General features: G+C 67.4%; 10 protein-coding genes. 4 read left to right on the top strand and 6 right to left on the bottom strand.

The window, feature by feature from the left end; all coding sequences use genetic code 11:
• Nucleotides 1–501: a DUF6644 family protein gene (locus SAZ01S_RS10930; protein ID WP_084582306.1), complete on the bottom strand. Its 501-nt coding sequence runs from the start codon at nt 499–501 to the stop codon at nt 1–3.
• Between the two features lie 43 nt (nt 502–544).
• Nucleotides 545–1,030, bottom strand: a complete 486-nt coding sequence (locus SAZ01S_RS10935) for a DUF6644 family protein (protein ID WP_084582307.1) — start codon at nt 1,028–1,030, stop codon at nt 545–547.
• A 247-nt stretch (nt 1,031–1,277) separates the two neighbouring features.
• Here SAZ01S_RS10935 and SAZ01S_RS10940 point away from each other — a divergent pair, with 247 nt between their 5' ends.
• On the top strand, nt 1,278–2,669 hold the full coding sequence (locus tag SAZ01S_RS10940; RefSeq protein ID WP_139810033.1) for a helix-turn-helix domain-containing protein: 1,392 nt from the start codon (nt 1,278–1,280) through the stop codon (nt 2,667–2,669).
• Nucleotides 2,670–2,755: 86 nt separating this feature from the next.
• Nucleotides 2,756–4,192: a serine hydrolase domain-containing protein gene (locus SAZ01S_RS10945; protein WP_084582309.1), complete on the top strand. Its 1,437-nt coding sequence runs from the start codon at nt 2,756–2,758 to the stop codon at nt 4,190–4,192.
• A gap of 10 nt (nt 4,193–4,202) precedes the next feature.
• Here the strand turns inward: SAZ01S_RS10945 and SAZ01S_RS10950 are convergent, their stop codons facing one another.
• Entirely contained in the window at nt 4,203–5,489 is a 1,287-nt protein-coding gene (locus SAZ01S_RS10950) for a hypothetical protein (protein ID WP_084582310.1), read from the bottom strand.
• Nucleotides 5,490–5,866: 377 nt separating this feature from the next.
• Here SAZ01S_RS10950 and SAZ01S_RS10960 point away from each other — a divergent pair, with 377 nt between their 5' ends.
• Nucleotides 5,867–8,308, top strand: coding sequence for a TonB-dependent receptor (locus SAZ01S_RS10960; protein WP_084582312.1), 2,442 nt, complete (start codon nt 5,867–5,869; stop codon nt 8,306–8,308).
• A gap of 45 nt (nt 8,309–8,353) precedes the next feature.
• Here SAZ01S_RS10960 and SAZ01S_RS10965 read toward each other — a convergent pair whose 3' ends face one another.
• From SAZ01S_RS10965 to SAZ01S_RS10975, 3 genes are all read right to left on the bottom strand, one after another.
• The gene (locus SAZ01S_RS10965; RefSeq protein ID WP_084582313.1) at nt 8,354–9,664 is read right to left on the bottom strand and encodes a glycoside hydrolase family 183 protein; all 1,311 of its coding nucleotides are present in this window, start codon (nt 9,662–9,664) and stop codon (nt 8,354–8,356) included.
• A gap of 22 nt (nt 9,665–9,686) precedes the next feature.
• The gene (locus SAZ01S_RS10970) at nt 9,687–10,514 is read right to left on the bottom strand and encodes a hypothetical protein (protein ID WP_084582314.1); all 828 of its coding nucleotides are present in this window, start codon (nt 10,512–10,514) and stop codon (nt 9,687–9,689) included.
• A gap of 125 nt (nt 10,515–10,639) precedes the next feature.
• Entirely contained in the window at nt 10,640–11,038 is a 399-nt protein-coding gene (locus SAZ01S_RS10975) for a DUF6152 family protein (RefSeq protein WP_139810034.1), read from the bottom strand.
• 414 nt (nt 11,039–11,452) lie between these two features.
• On the opposite strand from SAZ01S_RS10975, the gene SAZ01S_RS10980 reads away from it, so the two are divergent.
• Nucleotides 11,453–13,504 (top strand): TonB-dependent receptor, encoded by a 2,052-nt coding sequence (locus SAZ01S_RS10980; protein ID WP_084582316.1) that lies wholly within the window; start codon nt 11,453–11,455, stop codon nt 13,502–13,504.
• The last annotated feature ends 1,343 nt before the right edge of the window (nt 13,505–14,847 follow it).

The following is a 14,847-nucleotide window of genomic DNA, read 5'->3' on the forward strand; positions in this document are numbered from 1 at the left end:
TCAGAACACCGAAAGCGTGAAGCCGATCAGGCGACCGAAGACGATCACCGCGATCCAGAGCAGGAGCGAAAAGGCGCCGGACAGCCGCGCGGCGAGCGGCGGCCGATGGGCGTCGTCCCAATCGCCGATCCGGCGATAGGCGGTCAGGTGGAAGACTGCCATGTTCAGCCCGGCGGCGAGGATGGCGATCATCTTCCACTGGAACTGCGCATTGTGGGCATAGGCGACCGCGTTGGAGGTGAACAGCAGCGCGCCGGTCACGATCGCCACGGCAAAGGCGGCCCAGGTGAACGGCAGCAGATCGACGATCAGCCGGCGCGCGCCGCGGCGGTGCGCGCGGTAGCCGAGCAGGCGCAGGTCGACAATGCAGATCGTGCCGAACACCAGCGTGATCGCCAGCACGTGCAGCGATTCGATCCAGGGGAAATAGCTGGTGTTCTCGCGGATCGCCGCGGCGAGCGGGGAATCGTAGAGCTTTTGAAACAGTGCTTCCAGGGACATGGCGCCCTCTCCATTGCTGTGTGGTGTCGATGGACGGGCGAGGTCAGGTATAGGCGATCCAGCGGCCGCAGAAGATGACCGCGACCCAGACGACCAGCGAGATCCAGGCGGCCGGCTTCACCGCGCCGCGCCAGCTGGCATGCTCCAGCGCAAAGGCGGGATCGAGCAGCGGCTTGCGGAAGAACAGGGTCAGCGCGAAGGCGAACAGGACCAGCGCCATCTTTGCCCAGAACACGGTATTGCCCAGCGTTCGCCCCGGCTCGGCGATCAGCATGACGATGCCGGTGAGCAGCAGCACGATCAGCGCGATCCACATCCAGGGGAGATAGCGGCGGACCACCGTTGCCGGCGATTCGTCGGTCGCCAGCACGCCAGCCAGGCGCAGGTCGGACACCAGCGCCGACCCGACGACGATCGCGATCGACAGCAGGTGCACGCTCTGCACCGACGGGATGATCCAGGTGACCTCCCGGATCGAGGTGCTGAGCGGCGTTTCGTACAGCCAATTGCCGAAACTCTCGATCGACATGCTGCGGGCTCTCCCTTGCTTGCGTGGCGGCGATCCATTGCCCGGCGCATGCCGGAGCCGGTCGGCCATCGATGTTGTGGATCCCCGACGCGGGGAGACGCTGCGCATCTAGGCACAGAAGCCCGCATGCCGGAACGCTGAAACGGTTCGCAACGGCGACAGGGAGGCGGTGAAACGCCGCTTTGCGCGCCCGGCGCGCAGCAAAGGCGTTGCGGACCGGACGGCTTCGATTAAGACGGCGTGCATCATGAGCGATGGCATTGACGGCCCCCCGCCGGGATCCGTGCCCGTGCCGAACGGGCCTGCGGAACCGGATGAAAGCGCGCGGCTGCTGGCCGAGGCGCAGGGCGTGCGCGCCGCGATCCGGGGCAAGCGATCGGACAAGCTGTCGCGCCTGTTCGAATTCCTGCTGGAGCGGACGATCGCCGGCCGCCCCCCGTCGGAACTGGAAATCGCCCGCGAAGCCTTTGCCAGCGGCCGCGAAGGCGAAGGGGGGCAGGATGCGACCGTGCGCGTCTATGTCCACCGCCTGCGCAAGGCGCTGGAGACGGTCTATGCCGCGCGGCCGGGCCCGCGCATCACCATTCCCAAGGGCGAATATCGGCTGGTCCTGATCCAGGACGAACCAGCGGAAGAAACGCCGGAGGCCGTGCAGGCCCCGTCGTCGGCACCGGCGGCCGCGCGGTTTCCGTGGAAGCTGGTGGCAGCGGCGCTGGTGGTGCTGCTGTCCGCGAATCTGGTGGCCTGGATGGTGCTGGTCCGCCCCGCGCCGGCGCCGCCCGCGCTGGCGGGGACGCGGCTGTGGCAGGCGATCGCGCAGGACCACCGGCCGATCACCGTCGTACTGGGCGATTATTATCTGTTCGCCGAATCTCCCGCCGGAACGACGGACGGCACCGCACCGCCGCGGCTGGTGCGCAATCCGGCGATCAACGCGCGCGAGGATCTCGACATCTACCTGATGGCGCATCCGGAGAAGATCGGCCGCGCGGTCGACCGGGACCTGCGCTACGTGCCCTCCGGCGCCGTCGCGGCGCTGGGTGACCTCTTTCGCGCCCTGTCGGCGCTGCGCGGAGGGCAAGCCGCACCGCCCAGCCTGATCGCGGCATCGCAGTTGACCCCGGACATTCTGAAGACCTCCGACGTGGTCTATGTCGGTCAGTTCAGCGGCCTCGGCACCTTGCTGCGCAACCCCTTGTTCCAGGCGTCGGGCTTCAAGGTGGGCAGCACCTATGACGAACTGATCGATGGCGCGTCGGGGCACCTCTATCGCTCCGATGGCGGCATCGTGCAGGCGGACGAGCATATTCCCCGCCGCGATTTCGGCTATCTCGCCAGCCTGCCGGGGCCGTCGGGCAACCACCTGGTCGTGATTGTCGGCATGCGCGACCCGGCGCTGCTGCAGATGGCCGAACTGGCGGTCGCGCCCGATCGGCTGAAGCCGCTCGACCAGCAGGCGGCGCGGGGGATCGGCGGGTTCGAAGCACTGTATCAGGTGCGGACGATGGGGGCTCTGAACCTCGACGGCGCGCTGCTGCTGCTGCGACCGCTGCGCTCCGGCGGCATCTGGGACCAGCCCAATGCGAGCCAGCGCTTTCCCGACGACGCCTATGAGGGCGCGGGGCACGCCCGGCGCTGACGGCGCCCCCGATCGTACGGCCATGGCCGTTTTCGCATCGCGCGCGGCCGGTCGGGCAATAACGGTCCGCGCCAAAGCGCGCCACCATGGTGGCCGTGTTCCCGCGTCTATCCTTGAAGAACCTTCCGGTTCGTTCGGCCGCCTGGCTCGCCTGGATACTGGCGCTGCTGGCGTCGGCGTCGGCGCATGCCGATCCGGTGGACGACTATGTGCGCGCCCAAATGGTTCGCTATCGGGTGCCCGGCATCGCCATTGCGGTGATGCACCACGGGCAGCTCGTGCGTGCGCAGGGCTATGGCATTGCCAATCTGGAGCATGCGGTGCCGGTTCATCCCGACACGCTGTTCAAGAGCGGCGCGCTCGGCATGCAGTTCACCGCGGTTGCGGCGATGCTGCTCGTCGAGGATGGCACGCTGCGGCTGGATGCGTCGGTCCGCACCTATCTGCCCGCCGCACCGCGCAGCTGGGCGCCGATCACGATCCGCCAGTTGCTCAACCATAGCTCCGGCCTGCCGGCGACGCCCAACGGCGATTTCCGCACCGATTACAGCGACGATGCGCTGCTCGCGATCCTGTACGGCCAGGCGCTGAACTTCCCGGCGGGCATGCGCTGGCGGTTCAGCTATGTCGATTATGTAGTGCTCGGGTTCATCATCCGCAAGGCGACCGGCCAGGGCTATGCCGATCTGCTGGCGCGGCGCGTGTTCGGGCCGCTGGGCATGCGCACCGCGCAGCCGATCGACGAGCGCGCGGTGATCCCCAACCGCGCGGCCGGCTATGAACTGGCAGGCGGCATCCCGCGCAACGCCGAATGGGTGTCGCCCACCGCCAATTCCACCGCCGACGGCACGCTCTATCTCTCGGTGCTCGACCTCGCGGCCTGGGAGGCGGGGCTTTCGCGCCATGCCCTGCTGCGGCCCGAAAGCTGGGCGGCGATCGGCGCGCGGGCGACCCTGCCCGGCGGCCGCGTGCTTCCCTATGGTTTCGGCTGGTACCTCGATCGCCGGGCGGCGCAGGACGTCTGGTGGCACAGCGGCAGCTGGCAGGGCTTCCGCTCCAGTATCACCCGCTATCTGGGCGCGGGCTGGACGGTGGTGGTGCTCGCCAATGGCGACAGTGCCGACCCCGATCGTATCGGCCGCCATCTCGCCGGCCTGTTCGATCCGGCACTGGCGGAGCCCGATGCCGCACCGCTGGCCGAGCAGGATGCTGCAGACAATGCTGCGGCCGCCGCGCTGCTCACGCAGATCGCGAACGGCTCGCCGGACTTTGCGGCGTTCTCCTTTTTCTCGAAGCTCGACTTCACCGAGGGCATGGCGGAATATCGTCGTCTGGTCGCGCCGATGGGCGCCGTGCAGGCGGTCGCCGCCTTCGCCCGGACGCGCGAGGGCGGCGAGGACTCGGTCCGCTACCGTGCGCGCTATGCCGAAGGAGTCCTCGAGCTGCGGATCGTCCGCACCGCCGGCGGCAAGATCGCCGATCTCGACCTTGTGCCGGTCGAAAGCTGGACCGCCCCGCTCTAGGCGCGGGGCGTTACGGCGCGTCGCGCTTCGGTGTGGCCGTTGTCGTCGTGCCGCCACGCAGCGGCCGCAGCACCACCAGCGTCCGCGCCAGCCGCACCGCGCCTGCGGACCGGATCTGGAACAGCGCTTCGAACGGTGCAGCCGAACCGATCCGCCGGGTGAGTTGCTGGATCTGCGCGGGATCGCGCACCAGATCGGCCATGGCGCGCACGCCGCCGTCGCCCAGGCCGGAAATCACCAGGATGTGGCGACCCGAAGGGCCGGCGATGCTGGCCAGATAGCCATAATCGTCGCGCGATTCCTGGCCATCGTTCGGGGCGGATCGGATGGCGTAGCTCCGGCGCGAGGTTCGATCGGTCAGCCGCGTGCCCGATGCGTCGAGCGAAAAGCCGGACGCCTGGAACAGCGGGGCGGCGAGGATGCCGAGTGCGGCAAGCGGCCCGACATAGACGATGTCGTTCCCGTCGAGCGCCTGTGCGGTCAGCCGCGACGATGCGATCAGCCGCGCGCGCGCGCCGGCGGCGCCGCCCGAAGCGTCCGCCAGCAGCGGCAACAGGCTCCAGGTCGCGGCGGCGGTGCCGACCGGCGTATAGTGCAGATCGAGATCGTACAGCCGGTAAAAGGCGTCGGGATGCGTCGTCAGATAGGCGCCGAAATCACCGCGCGAGCGGATGCCCGGTTCCAGGATGATCTGCTTGATATCCTTCTGGTTCTCCGTTTCCGCCAGCATGTAGGAGTCGCCGATCACCAGCAACGGGGCAGCACCTGGGGCCAGCACCTGCCAGTAGCCGGTGCGCTGTGCGCCGCCGGCACCATCGCGGGTGGTCGACGCGACATACCCCCAGCCGAGCGCGTTGACGGCGGCCACCCCCGCCAGCACGGCCCACCAGCGGGCCCGCCCGCGAGGCCGTTCTTCCGGCCGGGATTGGGGCGGCGGCGGCGGGGCAGCAACGGGCGCCGTCGCGGGGGCCAGGACGATCCGATATTCGCCTTTCGGAATGTCGAGCCTGAGCCCGGCATGCCCGGCGTAGAATTCATCGAGCCGCTTGCGCAGCCGATACATCGTCACCCGCACCACCGAATCGGGGGCGTCGCTCTGGCCCGGATCGCGACCGAAGATGGCGAGGGCGATCTCCACCTCCTTCGGCGCACGATCGTCGCGCGATCGCTCCACCAGCAGATCGAACAGCTGGAGGAACACCGGAGACCGCCCGGTCGTGAGCACCGCGCGGAATCGTGCGACTTCGGCGGCGAACACCGCGCTTTCGGCGAGCTCCGGGGGGCGCGAATCCGTCATGCGTCGCCGGTTTCCGTCCACGGCATGGCGGGAGGAGCGACGACGGCGATGGTCCTTGCCTTTCTGTAATGCGTGTTTGCGACGAACCTACTGCGATCGACCCTCGCTGCAAGGCGAAAATTGGCACTTTTCCGCCAAAGTGTAACTGTTCCGAACTGTTTATTTTGGGCAACAAGCCTATCAACATCTCGTATCAGTGTTACGAAACCTCATCGTTTTCCGCCTCGTCCGACATCGCTTTTCCGGTGCGACGGCAGCGATCGGAACGCCGATCGCCGGCGGGGAAACGACCCATGGCCCCAGAGAGGGCGCAATCATAGCGCTGCGCGACCACCCGGTGAACGGGCAGGACGCTGCTGCGGAGAGGGAGGATAAGCATGATCCATCGTCCATCGAACCCATGGTGCCGGGCGCAGCGGCGCGCGCTGCTGGCGGGCGCTTTGCTGCCCGGCATCTTGATGATGCCGGCGGCGGTGCGGGCGCAGGCTGCGCCGGAAGGGCAGGAAGCCGCGCAGGCCGCACAGGCCGGGCAGGCGGCGGCCGCAGGCGACGATATCGTCGTCACCGCCAATCGCCAGGCGCAGGTGCTCAGCCGGGTGCCGGCCAGCATCGTCGCGAAGAACCAGGTCGAACTGGACAAGCAGGGCGTGCGCTCGATCACCGATCTCGCGCGGCTGACCCCGGGCGTGACCTTCGGGCAAAGCACCACGGCGTTCGGCACCGGCCAGTCGACGATCGCGATCCGCGGCGTCGATTCGAGCTCGGGCATCCCGACGACCGGCGTCTATATCGACGATACGCCGGTGCAGACGCGTACCGGCGTCAGCCCCTCGCTCAGCAATGCCTATCCGCAGGTGTTCGATCTGGATCGCGTGGAAGTGCTGCGCGGGCCGCAGGGCACGCTGTTCGGCAGCGGCTCGGTGGGCGGGGCGGTGCGCTTCATCTCGCCGGGGCCGGACTATCTTGCGACGAGCCTCTATGGCCGCGCCGAGGTCGCCGCGACCGAGAACGGCGCGCCGAGCTACGAGGTCGGGCTCGCCGGCGGCACGCCGCTGCAGGAGGACAAGATCGGCCTGCGCGCCAGCGTATGGTATCGCCGCGACGGCGGCTATATCGATCGGCTGGATCGCTTCACCCAGAAGGTGACGCAGCGCGACATCAACAGCCAGGAGAGCCTTTCCGCGCGCCTCGCCATCGGCTGGAAGGTGACCGACACGCTGACGATCACGCCGTCGCTGTTCTTCCAGGACCTGCACTATGACGATGGCTCGCGCTATGAACTGGCGACCTCCGATCCGTCGCGCGCGCGCTACAACCTCAGCCTCAACGTGCTGCCCGAATATCGCAAGGACCGTTTCTATCTGCCGGCGGTCAAGGCGTCGCTGGACTTGGGCGGCATGACCCTGGTCTCGGACACCTCCTATTTCACCCGCACCACCCGCTCGGCGAGCGACGATGCGACGCTCAGCCTGGCGATCTATGCCAATATCCCCGATCGCTTCGTGCCGGCCTTTGCCGACTATACGCCGACGACGCTGAACCACACCAAGCAGAAGGCGTTCACCCAGGAACTGCGGCTGCAGAATGCGAACAGCGGCGCGCGGCTCAACTGGATCGCCGGCCTGTTCTACCAGCATTCGAACGTCTACGATCAATATGGCGGCCAGGATCCGCGGCTGCTCGACGTGGTCAACTACAACCAGGTGCAGAACGGCCTGCCGCCCTATGCCTCGCTGTCGGACAATCCGCAGTTCGGGGTGGAACTGTACCAGGGCAAATATTCCACCTATCAGCGCAACATCCATGTCGACGACCAGAAGGCCGTCTATGCGCAGGCGGATTACGAGGTCGTCCCGCGCGTGAAACTCACGGCAGGCGCACGCTACACCATCGCCGATTATCGCTACGATGGCTTCACTGCCGGCCCGCTGTTCGCCACGGCGGGCAAGGTCGACCAGTTGAAGGTGACGAGCCGCACGGTGACCCCGAAATTCGGCATCGCCTTCCAGGCGGACTCGCACAACCTGTTCTACGCGACGGCCGCCAAGGGCATTCGCGGGCCGGGCGTGTCGCCGGCGGTGGGCACCAGCTGCGCGGCGGATGCGGCGGCGATCGGCTTCAATCCCGCTGCCTCCAACACGATCAACCCGGATTCGGTTTGGAGCTACGAGGCGGGCAGCAAGAACCGCCTGCTCGGCGGCAAGCTGCTGGTCGACGCCTCGGTCTATCGGGTGAAGTGGAAGAACGTGCAGACGCTGCTGGTGCTGCCGATCTGCCAGCAGCAGGTGATGCTGAACCTCGGCGACGCGCAGGTCGACGGCTTCGATCTGGCGCTTACCGTGCGGCCCGCGCCGGGCCTGAGCCTGGGGGCGGCGGTTTCCTATATCGACGCGCGCTACACCACCGACATCCCCGGCGCGGGCGGGACGATCATCCGCCGCGCGGGCGAGCCGCTGCCGGCGGCACCCTGGTCGGTGCAGCTCAACGGCGAATACAGCCACCCGATCGGCGCGGACGAGCTCTATCTGCGCGGCGACTATGCCTATACCAGCCATAACGATACGCCGCTCAACCTCAGCTCGCCGCTGGTCGATCCGGCGCTGCCGCGCGCGCCTGCGACGTCGCTGCTCAATCTGCGCCTCGGCATGCGGCTGAAGACCGAGCAGAAGGACAGCATCGACCTGAGCCTGTTCGTCAACAATGTGACCGACAGCCATCCGGTGCTGGCGCTGTACCACGACACGCTGGCATCGACCCGGTATCGCGCCGCGACGTTCCGCCCGCGCACGATCGGGCTGACGGCGACGTTCCGCCGCTGAGCGGCGGGGGAGGGGGAGCCGCGTCGCGGGCGCGGCTCCCTTTGTTCAGTCGAGCTGAAGGTCGATGCGCTGGGCGTTGCAGGCGAAGCGCGGCATGTAGCGGTGGATGAAATCGACCTCCACCGCCGTCTTGGCATGCGGCGTTGCGGCACGCTCGATCGCGGCCTGCATCAGTGCCTCGTCGCGGCCGAAGTCGCGAATGCCGGCGAGGTCCGCCCACAGGATCCACAGCGAGCGCCCGTCGCGCGCGATCCAGCCCGGCACGATCTGCGGCGCATAGGCGCGGGCCTGCGCCTCGCCGCCCGGCGTCCAGGCGGCATCCGCATGGATCTGGCGCCAGGGTCCCCAGGGCGTGTCGCTCACCCAGAAGCCGAAATAGCTGGGCTTGCCGAACTCGGTGCCGTCGGGCGCGCAACCGATCCCGGCGCTGGTCATCATGTAGAGGCCGAGCGCCTGGTTGTAGGCGATGCTGGGCAGCCAGGATTCGACCACCAGATCGCCGGGGAACAGGTTGGTCGTGTTGACCCAGCCGGCGAGGAAGCGATGGACCACGGCGCGGTCGGCCATCGCGGGGCTCCAGGCGGCACTGCCGTCGCGTCGGTGCCCGGCGAAGAAGCGATACGCGCTGCGCTCGAGCAACCGGCCCGTCGGCACGCGGGCGAGCACCAGTTCGTTCATCCGTCCGTCGACGCTGCCGTTGACGCTGTAGAGATAGACGAAGCCGTCGCGATTGGCGGCATAGCCCGGCCCCATCTGGACGATCGACAGCAGCGAGAAGCAGCCGTCCGGCGCCCCGAAAAAGGCCAGCCGGTCGGCGGATTGCTCGCCCCAGTCCTCCCAGCGGACGGGCGCGGACCCGTCCTGGTCGTACCAGCTGTGCCCGCCGTCGGGCGAGTGGATCAGCTTGGCGCCGGTCCAGCGACGCGGGCGATCGGTGGCGCGGTCGAGCGTGCTGAGGAACTGGTAAAGATGGTTGCCGATCGCGATCAGGCCATGGCCGTAATAGGCGGGTGCATCCTCGGCGCGGGCGGCGCGATCGAGCGCGGGATAGCCGGGGACTTCGCGGAAGCGCGGCGCGCCGGGCGGGCCGGCCACCGCCCAGAGCCGGCTGACATAGAAGGTCTCCGCCGGCCGTGCCCAGCCCGGGCCGTCATTCACGCCGACGAACTGCACGCCATTGGCGGCAACGGTGGTCTTGTAGCCGTCGCCGATGCCGCCCAGGCGGAGCAGCCGGTCCGGCCGCGGCGCGATGCCGCGAACCCGCCCCGCCGGGGACTGCGGCACGGCGGCGGCTGGAAGGGCAGCGCTCGCTATTGCGAGGGCTGCGCCTTGCAGAAGCTCGCGACGGCTGGTCATGCTCGCCGTCCCGCCGGCCGCGTCATTTCTTGCCCGGCTGCGTCGCGGGCTTGGCCGCCTCGGGCGGATCGCCCTCGGTCTTCATCGAGACGGTGCCGTCCGCATTCACCTTGAACAGCGGATCGACCCGGTCGCAGATATATTCCACGATTTCATAGCCGTCGTTGCGCTTGTAGCCATAGGTGAAGCTATAGGGCTCGGCGAGCATCAACGGATCGGTGATGGTGATCCGGTCCTCCAGCATGTCCGGCGCGGTCAGGCGGATGCGCTCCTGGATCTCCATCTGCTTGCTGTGCGGGATCTCGAAGAACTGGGTGTCCTCGCGCACCCCGCGGGTGGTGACGACCAGCGTGTCGCCTTCCCACTTGCCCACCGAATAGCCGTAATAGGAGGGCGAGACCTCGTCGATCGGCGGCAGCGGCTTGTTGAACAGGATGCGGCGGGTCTGGGTGAGGAATTCCGCCAGCACCGTCACCTGGCCCGGCGTCTGCAGGATCTGCAGCGGGAAGATCGCCCCCATGATCATTGGCATGCCCTCTGGCGCGCACTGGGTGCTGGGGTCGACGAGCGGGGTGCCGGCCTTCAGCTTGGCGTCGCGCTCGGCACGCTTCGCCTTCCACTGGCTGGCATAGGGTTCCTTCAGCTTGGGCCCGCCATTGGGCACCGGCAGCTCGACGAAGGTGTTGTTCTCCCCGGCGAACGGATCGGGGTAGATTTCCCAGGTGCCCATGATGTCGGGCTCCTTGGCAATGGTCTGTGCTGCCGGCGGCGTGGTCTGGGCGTGCCCGGCGGCGATGGGCAGCGCGGCAAGGCCGATCAGCGCCCATGCGGGCGCGCTGGCGAATTTCATGCATCTTCTCCCGTTCGGATCATTCGCGTGCCGGCCGGGCCTTTCCGGGCGGAGCGTGTGGGCGGCCGGCAGTTTGCCCGTGCCGCCATGGCGGGCGACGGCACGGCGCGTGCCATCGCCTTCGGTCACCAGGCGCTGAGCGTCTTGCCGTCGGCAAGGGTGACCGTCTTGAGCATCCCGCCCGGCTTGCCGGTGCGCAGCGGATAATAGGTGATGCCCACCGCGTCGCCCGGCTTCACCGTGTTCACCTTCCACCCGGCGCGGGTCATCATGTTGGTGCTGTTGCATTCCAGCACGTAGCGGGTGGTCGTCGCCCCGGTCTTCACGTCGACGACGATGAAGGAATGCGGGTTGGTCCAGTGGAATTCGCTGATCGTGCCCTTCGCGTTCAGGATCTTGGTCTGATCGAACATGGCGAAGGAATGGTGCGCCAGCGCCGGCGAACTCGCTGCGGCGAGCGCGACCAGCCCGGTTCCGAACGCCGCCGCCGCCATCGCTACCGACAGATTACCACGCTTCTTCATCCATCCAACTCCTTGTGCATGTTCGTATCGTGCGCGCCGCGGCGCCCTGCGTTCCCCTGCCGGGCGAGGTGCGTCGCGGCCGGAAAAGATCGCCCAGCATTTGCGGGGCTTCGGCCGGTTCGCGAAGGCGATTACAGTTGTGAAACCGTTACAGCGAGGCGACAACGCCATGGCTTCGGGGGGCGGGAAGCCGCCGCGATCGGGTCTTGACGTGCGCGACGGTGATCCGACCGGCGCGTCAGAGGGCGCCGCTTGGGCCGAGGTGCCGGTTACGGCGGGGACGCGAACCGTTCGCCACTTGCGGCGGCGATTCGACTGCGAAAGGCTCTGCAAGCGGGATGCGCTGGCCGACACGGCGCCCTCTCGCAGCACCGCGTTCGCGATGCGCGTTCCCCTCCATCATGGGTGCCCAGCATGCCGCCTTCCCGAGTCGTCGCTCCCGCCCTTGCCGCGTCGTTCCTCGGCCTGCTCCCTGCAGCAGGGGTCCAGGCCCAGACCGCCCCATCCCCGCCCCCGGCGGACGTGCAACCCGGCGAGGGGGACCTCGTCGTGTTCGGACGCGGCGAGGCGAAGATCGGCACCGCCCAGGCCGCGAGCGAAGGCTCGGTCGCGGGATCGGATCTGCTGGTCCGGCCGCTGCTGCGCGTCGCCGAACTGCTCGAGGCCGTGCCGGGCATGATCGCGGCGCAGCATTCCGGCAGCGGCAAGGCCAACCAATATTTCCTGCGCGGCTTCAACCTCGATCACGGCAGCGACTTCACCACCTATATCGACGATGTGCAGATGAACCTGCGCACGCATGGCCATGGCCAGGGCTATCTCGATCTCAACGGGCTCATCCCCGAAATCGTCGCGCGCGAGGATTACCGCAAAGGCCCCTATCGTGCCGATGGCGGCGACTTCGCGATGGCGGGGGCCGCCTATATGCAGACGATCGCGCGCTACGATCGGCCCTGGGTCTCGATCGAAGGCGGCAGCTATGGCTGGCGACGGATGGCTGCGGGCGGGTCGGTAAAGCTCGGCCCGGGGGAACTCACGCTGGTGGGGCAGGCCAAGGCCTATGACGGGCCCTGGCAGCTGCCCGAGCATTTGCGGCACGTCTCCGCCTTCGCCAAATATGCGGCGCCGACGGGCCTGGGGGCGCTGGAGGTGACGCTGCACGGCTATCGCGGCACCTGGCGGCCGACCGAGCAGATCCCGGAGGCGATCATCGGCACGGCGATCTGCCCGGATCGCTATTGCGCGCCCGATCCCACCGCCCGCGGCGAGACGACGCGCTTCGTCGGCAATGTGCGACTGCAGGGGGATGGCTATCGGCTCAATGCCTATGCGCAATATTATGACTGGTCGATGTATTCGAACCCGACCTTCGCCCAGACCGATCCCGCCGCGCCCGATTATGGCAGGAGCGCCCAGATCTTCCAGTTCGACCGGCGCTGGATCTTCGGGCTGAAGGGCGAGAAGCGGTGGCGCCTCGGGGACACGCTCAACTTCGTTGCCGGGACCGAAAATCGCTATGACGACATTCCGAAAGTCGGCGTCTACCACACCGCCGATCGCGCCCCGGTGGCGAGCCTGGGCGCCTATCGCGTTCGCGAGGCTTCGGCGGCGGGCTATGGCGAAATCGTGTGGAAGCCGGTTTCGGGCCTGCGCCTGACGGGTGGCGTGCGCGGCGACTATTACCATTATGCCGTCTTCGCCCGCGATGCACCGGCGCAGGCGCTGGGACAGGGTAGTGGCGATCAGGCGCTGCTCTCGCCAAAGGCGGGCATCGCCTATGCCGTGGCGCCGTTTCTGGAACTCTATGCCAATTGGGGGCGGGGCTTCCATTCGAACGATGCGCGCGGCGCCGTATCCGCCGCAAGCGTGCCGATCCTGTCGCGCGGCAGCGGGCACGAACTGGGCGTGCGGTTCCAGCGCCCCAACCTCACGCTGACGGCGACCTATTGGTGGCTCGACCTGCAGAGCGAGCTGCGCTTCGTCGGCGATTCGAACACGGTCGAGCCGACCGGCGCATCTCGCCGGCATGGCTATGAACTGGTCGGCTTCTGGCGTCCGCTCCCCTGGCTGGCGCTCGATGCGAACTACACGGCCAGCCACGCGCGCTATGCCGATGGCAGCTATATTCCCAATGCCTTCGAAAATGCCGCACAGCTGGGGGTATCGGCGGTTTCGCGCCGGTTCGACGCGAGCATCCGCTTGCGGCACCTCGGCCCCTATCCCCTCCTCACCGACAACAGCGTGCGCGACAAGGGCAGCAGCGTCGTCAATCTGCGCGCGGCGTGGAAGCCGGGCCGCGTCCAGCTCTATGCCGAACTGCTCAACCTGTTCGACAGCCACGACAAGGACATCGCGTATTACTACACCTATTTCGTGCCGGCGGTGATGGCTGCGCCGGCCGATGGTCGGCTGAGCCGGGTGGTGGAACCGCGGACGTTGCGGGCGGGCGTGCGGTATCAATTCTAGGCGGCTGGCGTCTGACGCTGTGCGCCCGTGTCAGGCTGCGAGAATATGTCGTCGAGGATCATGATTGCAGCCGCCGGCGTTGTCGATCTCCCGGCGGCAGATGGGTGGGACCGTGTCGCGCAGCCGGTGGTGGGCAGGGGGGAGCCGGGTCGGGCGGCGGCGATATCCAGCGTTTGCGCGGGCAGTCTTGGCAGCAGACGTGCTTCGTGATGGACCTGTTGCCCCCGCCGCGCAGGGCTATCGCATGCGGCTGGGGTAGCAGCACGCGTCGGTGCACACCAGCAGCGGATCAACGCGCGCCGCGCGTAGTCGCGCCAGCGTTCGGCTCAGGGCGGCCAGCAGGTTCATGTCGATGCGGATCACCGGGCGACGGTACCGCCGATTGGCGTGCCTCGATAGGCGACGGATGCAAGGATAGATTGCATCTGTTGCGCCTTTCCGAGGGGCAAGCCGCGCCGCTGGTAGCGGCGTCCTCGACCCGCGCTTCGTGAAGGTCCGGATTTTAGAAGAGCAAGCCGCAAAGCCAAAAGGCTGCAGCGAGGCAAGCGAGCGGTATGATCCCCATCATGGCGCAACGGATGTCTGCCATATCGATCCAACGCGCGGCACCGACTCTTTTCAGCATATCGCCTCTCCTGGCCACGGATCGTGTGATCTCTTTGGCACCACACGCATGCGGATGGTGCCGTGATGGAGCGGGCACTGCCGTATACGCAGCCACATATATTCCATATTCGCCAGGCGGTGGGGAGGCCGGCGCTCAAAAATCACATTTGCGATACAGGATGCCAAGTGTCCGGAATCAGGACCGTACTCCCGCGGGCGCAGACCGAGCCAAATGATGCACCATGGTCGCTCGGCGAGCAGTGGTCGACGCGCTTCTCGCAACAGTCGAAGACCGGTTCGGCCGCGGGCGCCGAACAGGAACGCGCAGGCCTTTTCTTGCGGATCGAGCTCGGAGTCTCTGACGGATATAGCATTTGCGCCGGATCAGCGATCTAAAAGACTACCCCACCATCGGTCGCGGAGATCGGCCCGCGTGCGCTCGCTTCGATCAGCTGCGCGCACGGGGCGCACTGAGATGCGCCTGATTGCCGCGGCGGCGCCTCGGATCGATCATTCCGACCGGGCAGGCGCGCTGCGATTCCACTGCCTCGGATCTCCAAAGGAAGTGTCGGTTCGATGCCAGAGCGATGCGCCTTTGGCGAGCTTGTGTCCCAAATATCGTATGCGTGATGTCACTTTGGGATGCGCATGATTGACGGAACAATCGTCCCGCGATACCAATTTCGAACTTCCGCTTGATAAAAAATTGCCCCGGGCAAAGCGATGACGCTTGAACA

The sequence above is a fragment of the Sphingomonas azotifigens NBRC 15497 genome (assembly GCF_002091475.1).
GTDB classification, from domain to species: domain Bacteria; phylum Pseudomonadota; class Alphaproteobacteria; order Sphingomonadales; family Sphingomonadaceae; genus Sphingomonas; species Sphingomonas azotifigens.

Bases quoted from the DNA above. Each gene is read 5' to 3' on its own strand.
- SAZ01S_RS10970 (WP_084582314.1), bottom strand. From the start codon at position 10,514: ATGAAATTCGCCAGCGCGCCCGCATGGGCGCTGATCGGCCTTGCCGCG.
- SAZ01S_RS10975 (WP_139810034.1), bottom strand. From the start codon at position 11,038: ATGAAGAAGCGTGGTAATCTGTCGGTAGCGATGGCGGCGGCGGCGTTC.
- SAZ01S_RS10960 (WP_084582312.1), top strand. From the start codon at position 5,867: ATGATCCATCGTCCATCGAACCCATGGTGCCGGGCGCAGCGGCGCGCG.
- SAZ01S_RS10945 (WP_084582309.1), top strand. From the start codon at position 2,756: ATGGTGGCCGTGTTCCCGCGTCTATCCTTGAAGAACCTTCCGGTTCGT.
- SAZ01S_RS10930 (WP_084582306.1), bottom strand. From the start codon at position 501: ATGTCCCTGGAAGCACTGTTTCAAAAGCTCTACGATTCCCCGCTCGCC.
- SAZ01S_RS10965 (WP_084582313.1), bottom strand. From the start codon at position 9,664: ATGACCAGCCGTCGCGAGCTTCTGCAAGGCGCAGCCCTCGCAATAGCG.
- SAZ01S_RS10950 (WP_084582310.1), bottom strand. From the start codon at position 5,489: ATGACGGATTCGCGCCCCCCGGAGCTCGCCGAAAGCGCGGTGTTCGCC.
- SAZ01S_RS10940 (WP_139810033.1), top strand. From the start codon at position 1,278: ATGAGCGATGGCATTGACGGCCCCCCGCCGGGATCCGTGCCCGTGCCG.
- SAZ01S_RS10935 (WP_084582307.1), bottom strand. From the start codon at position 1,030: ATGTCGATCGAGAGTTTCGGCAATTGGCTGTACGAAACGCCGCTCAGC.
- SAZ01S_RS10980 (WP_084582316.1), top strand. From the start codon at position 11,453: ATGCCGCCTTCCCGAGTCGTCGCTCCCGCCCTTGCCGCGTCGTTCCTC.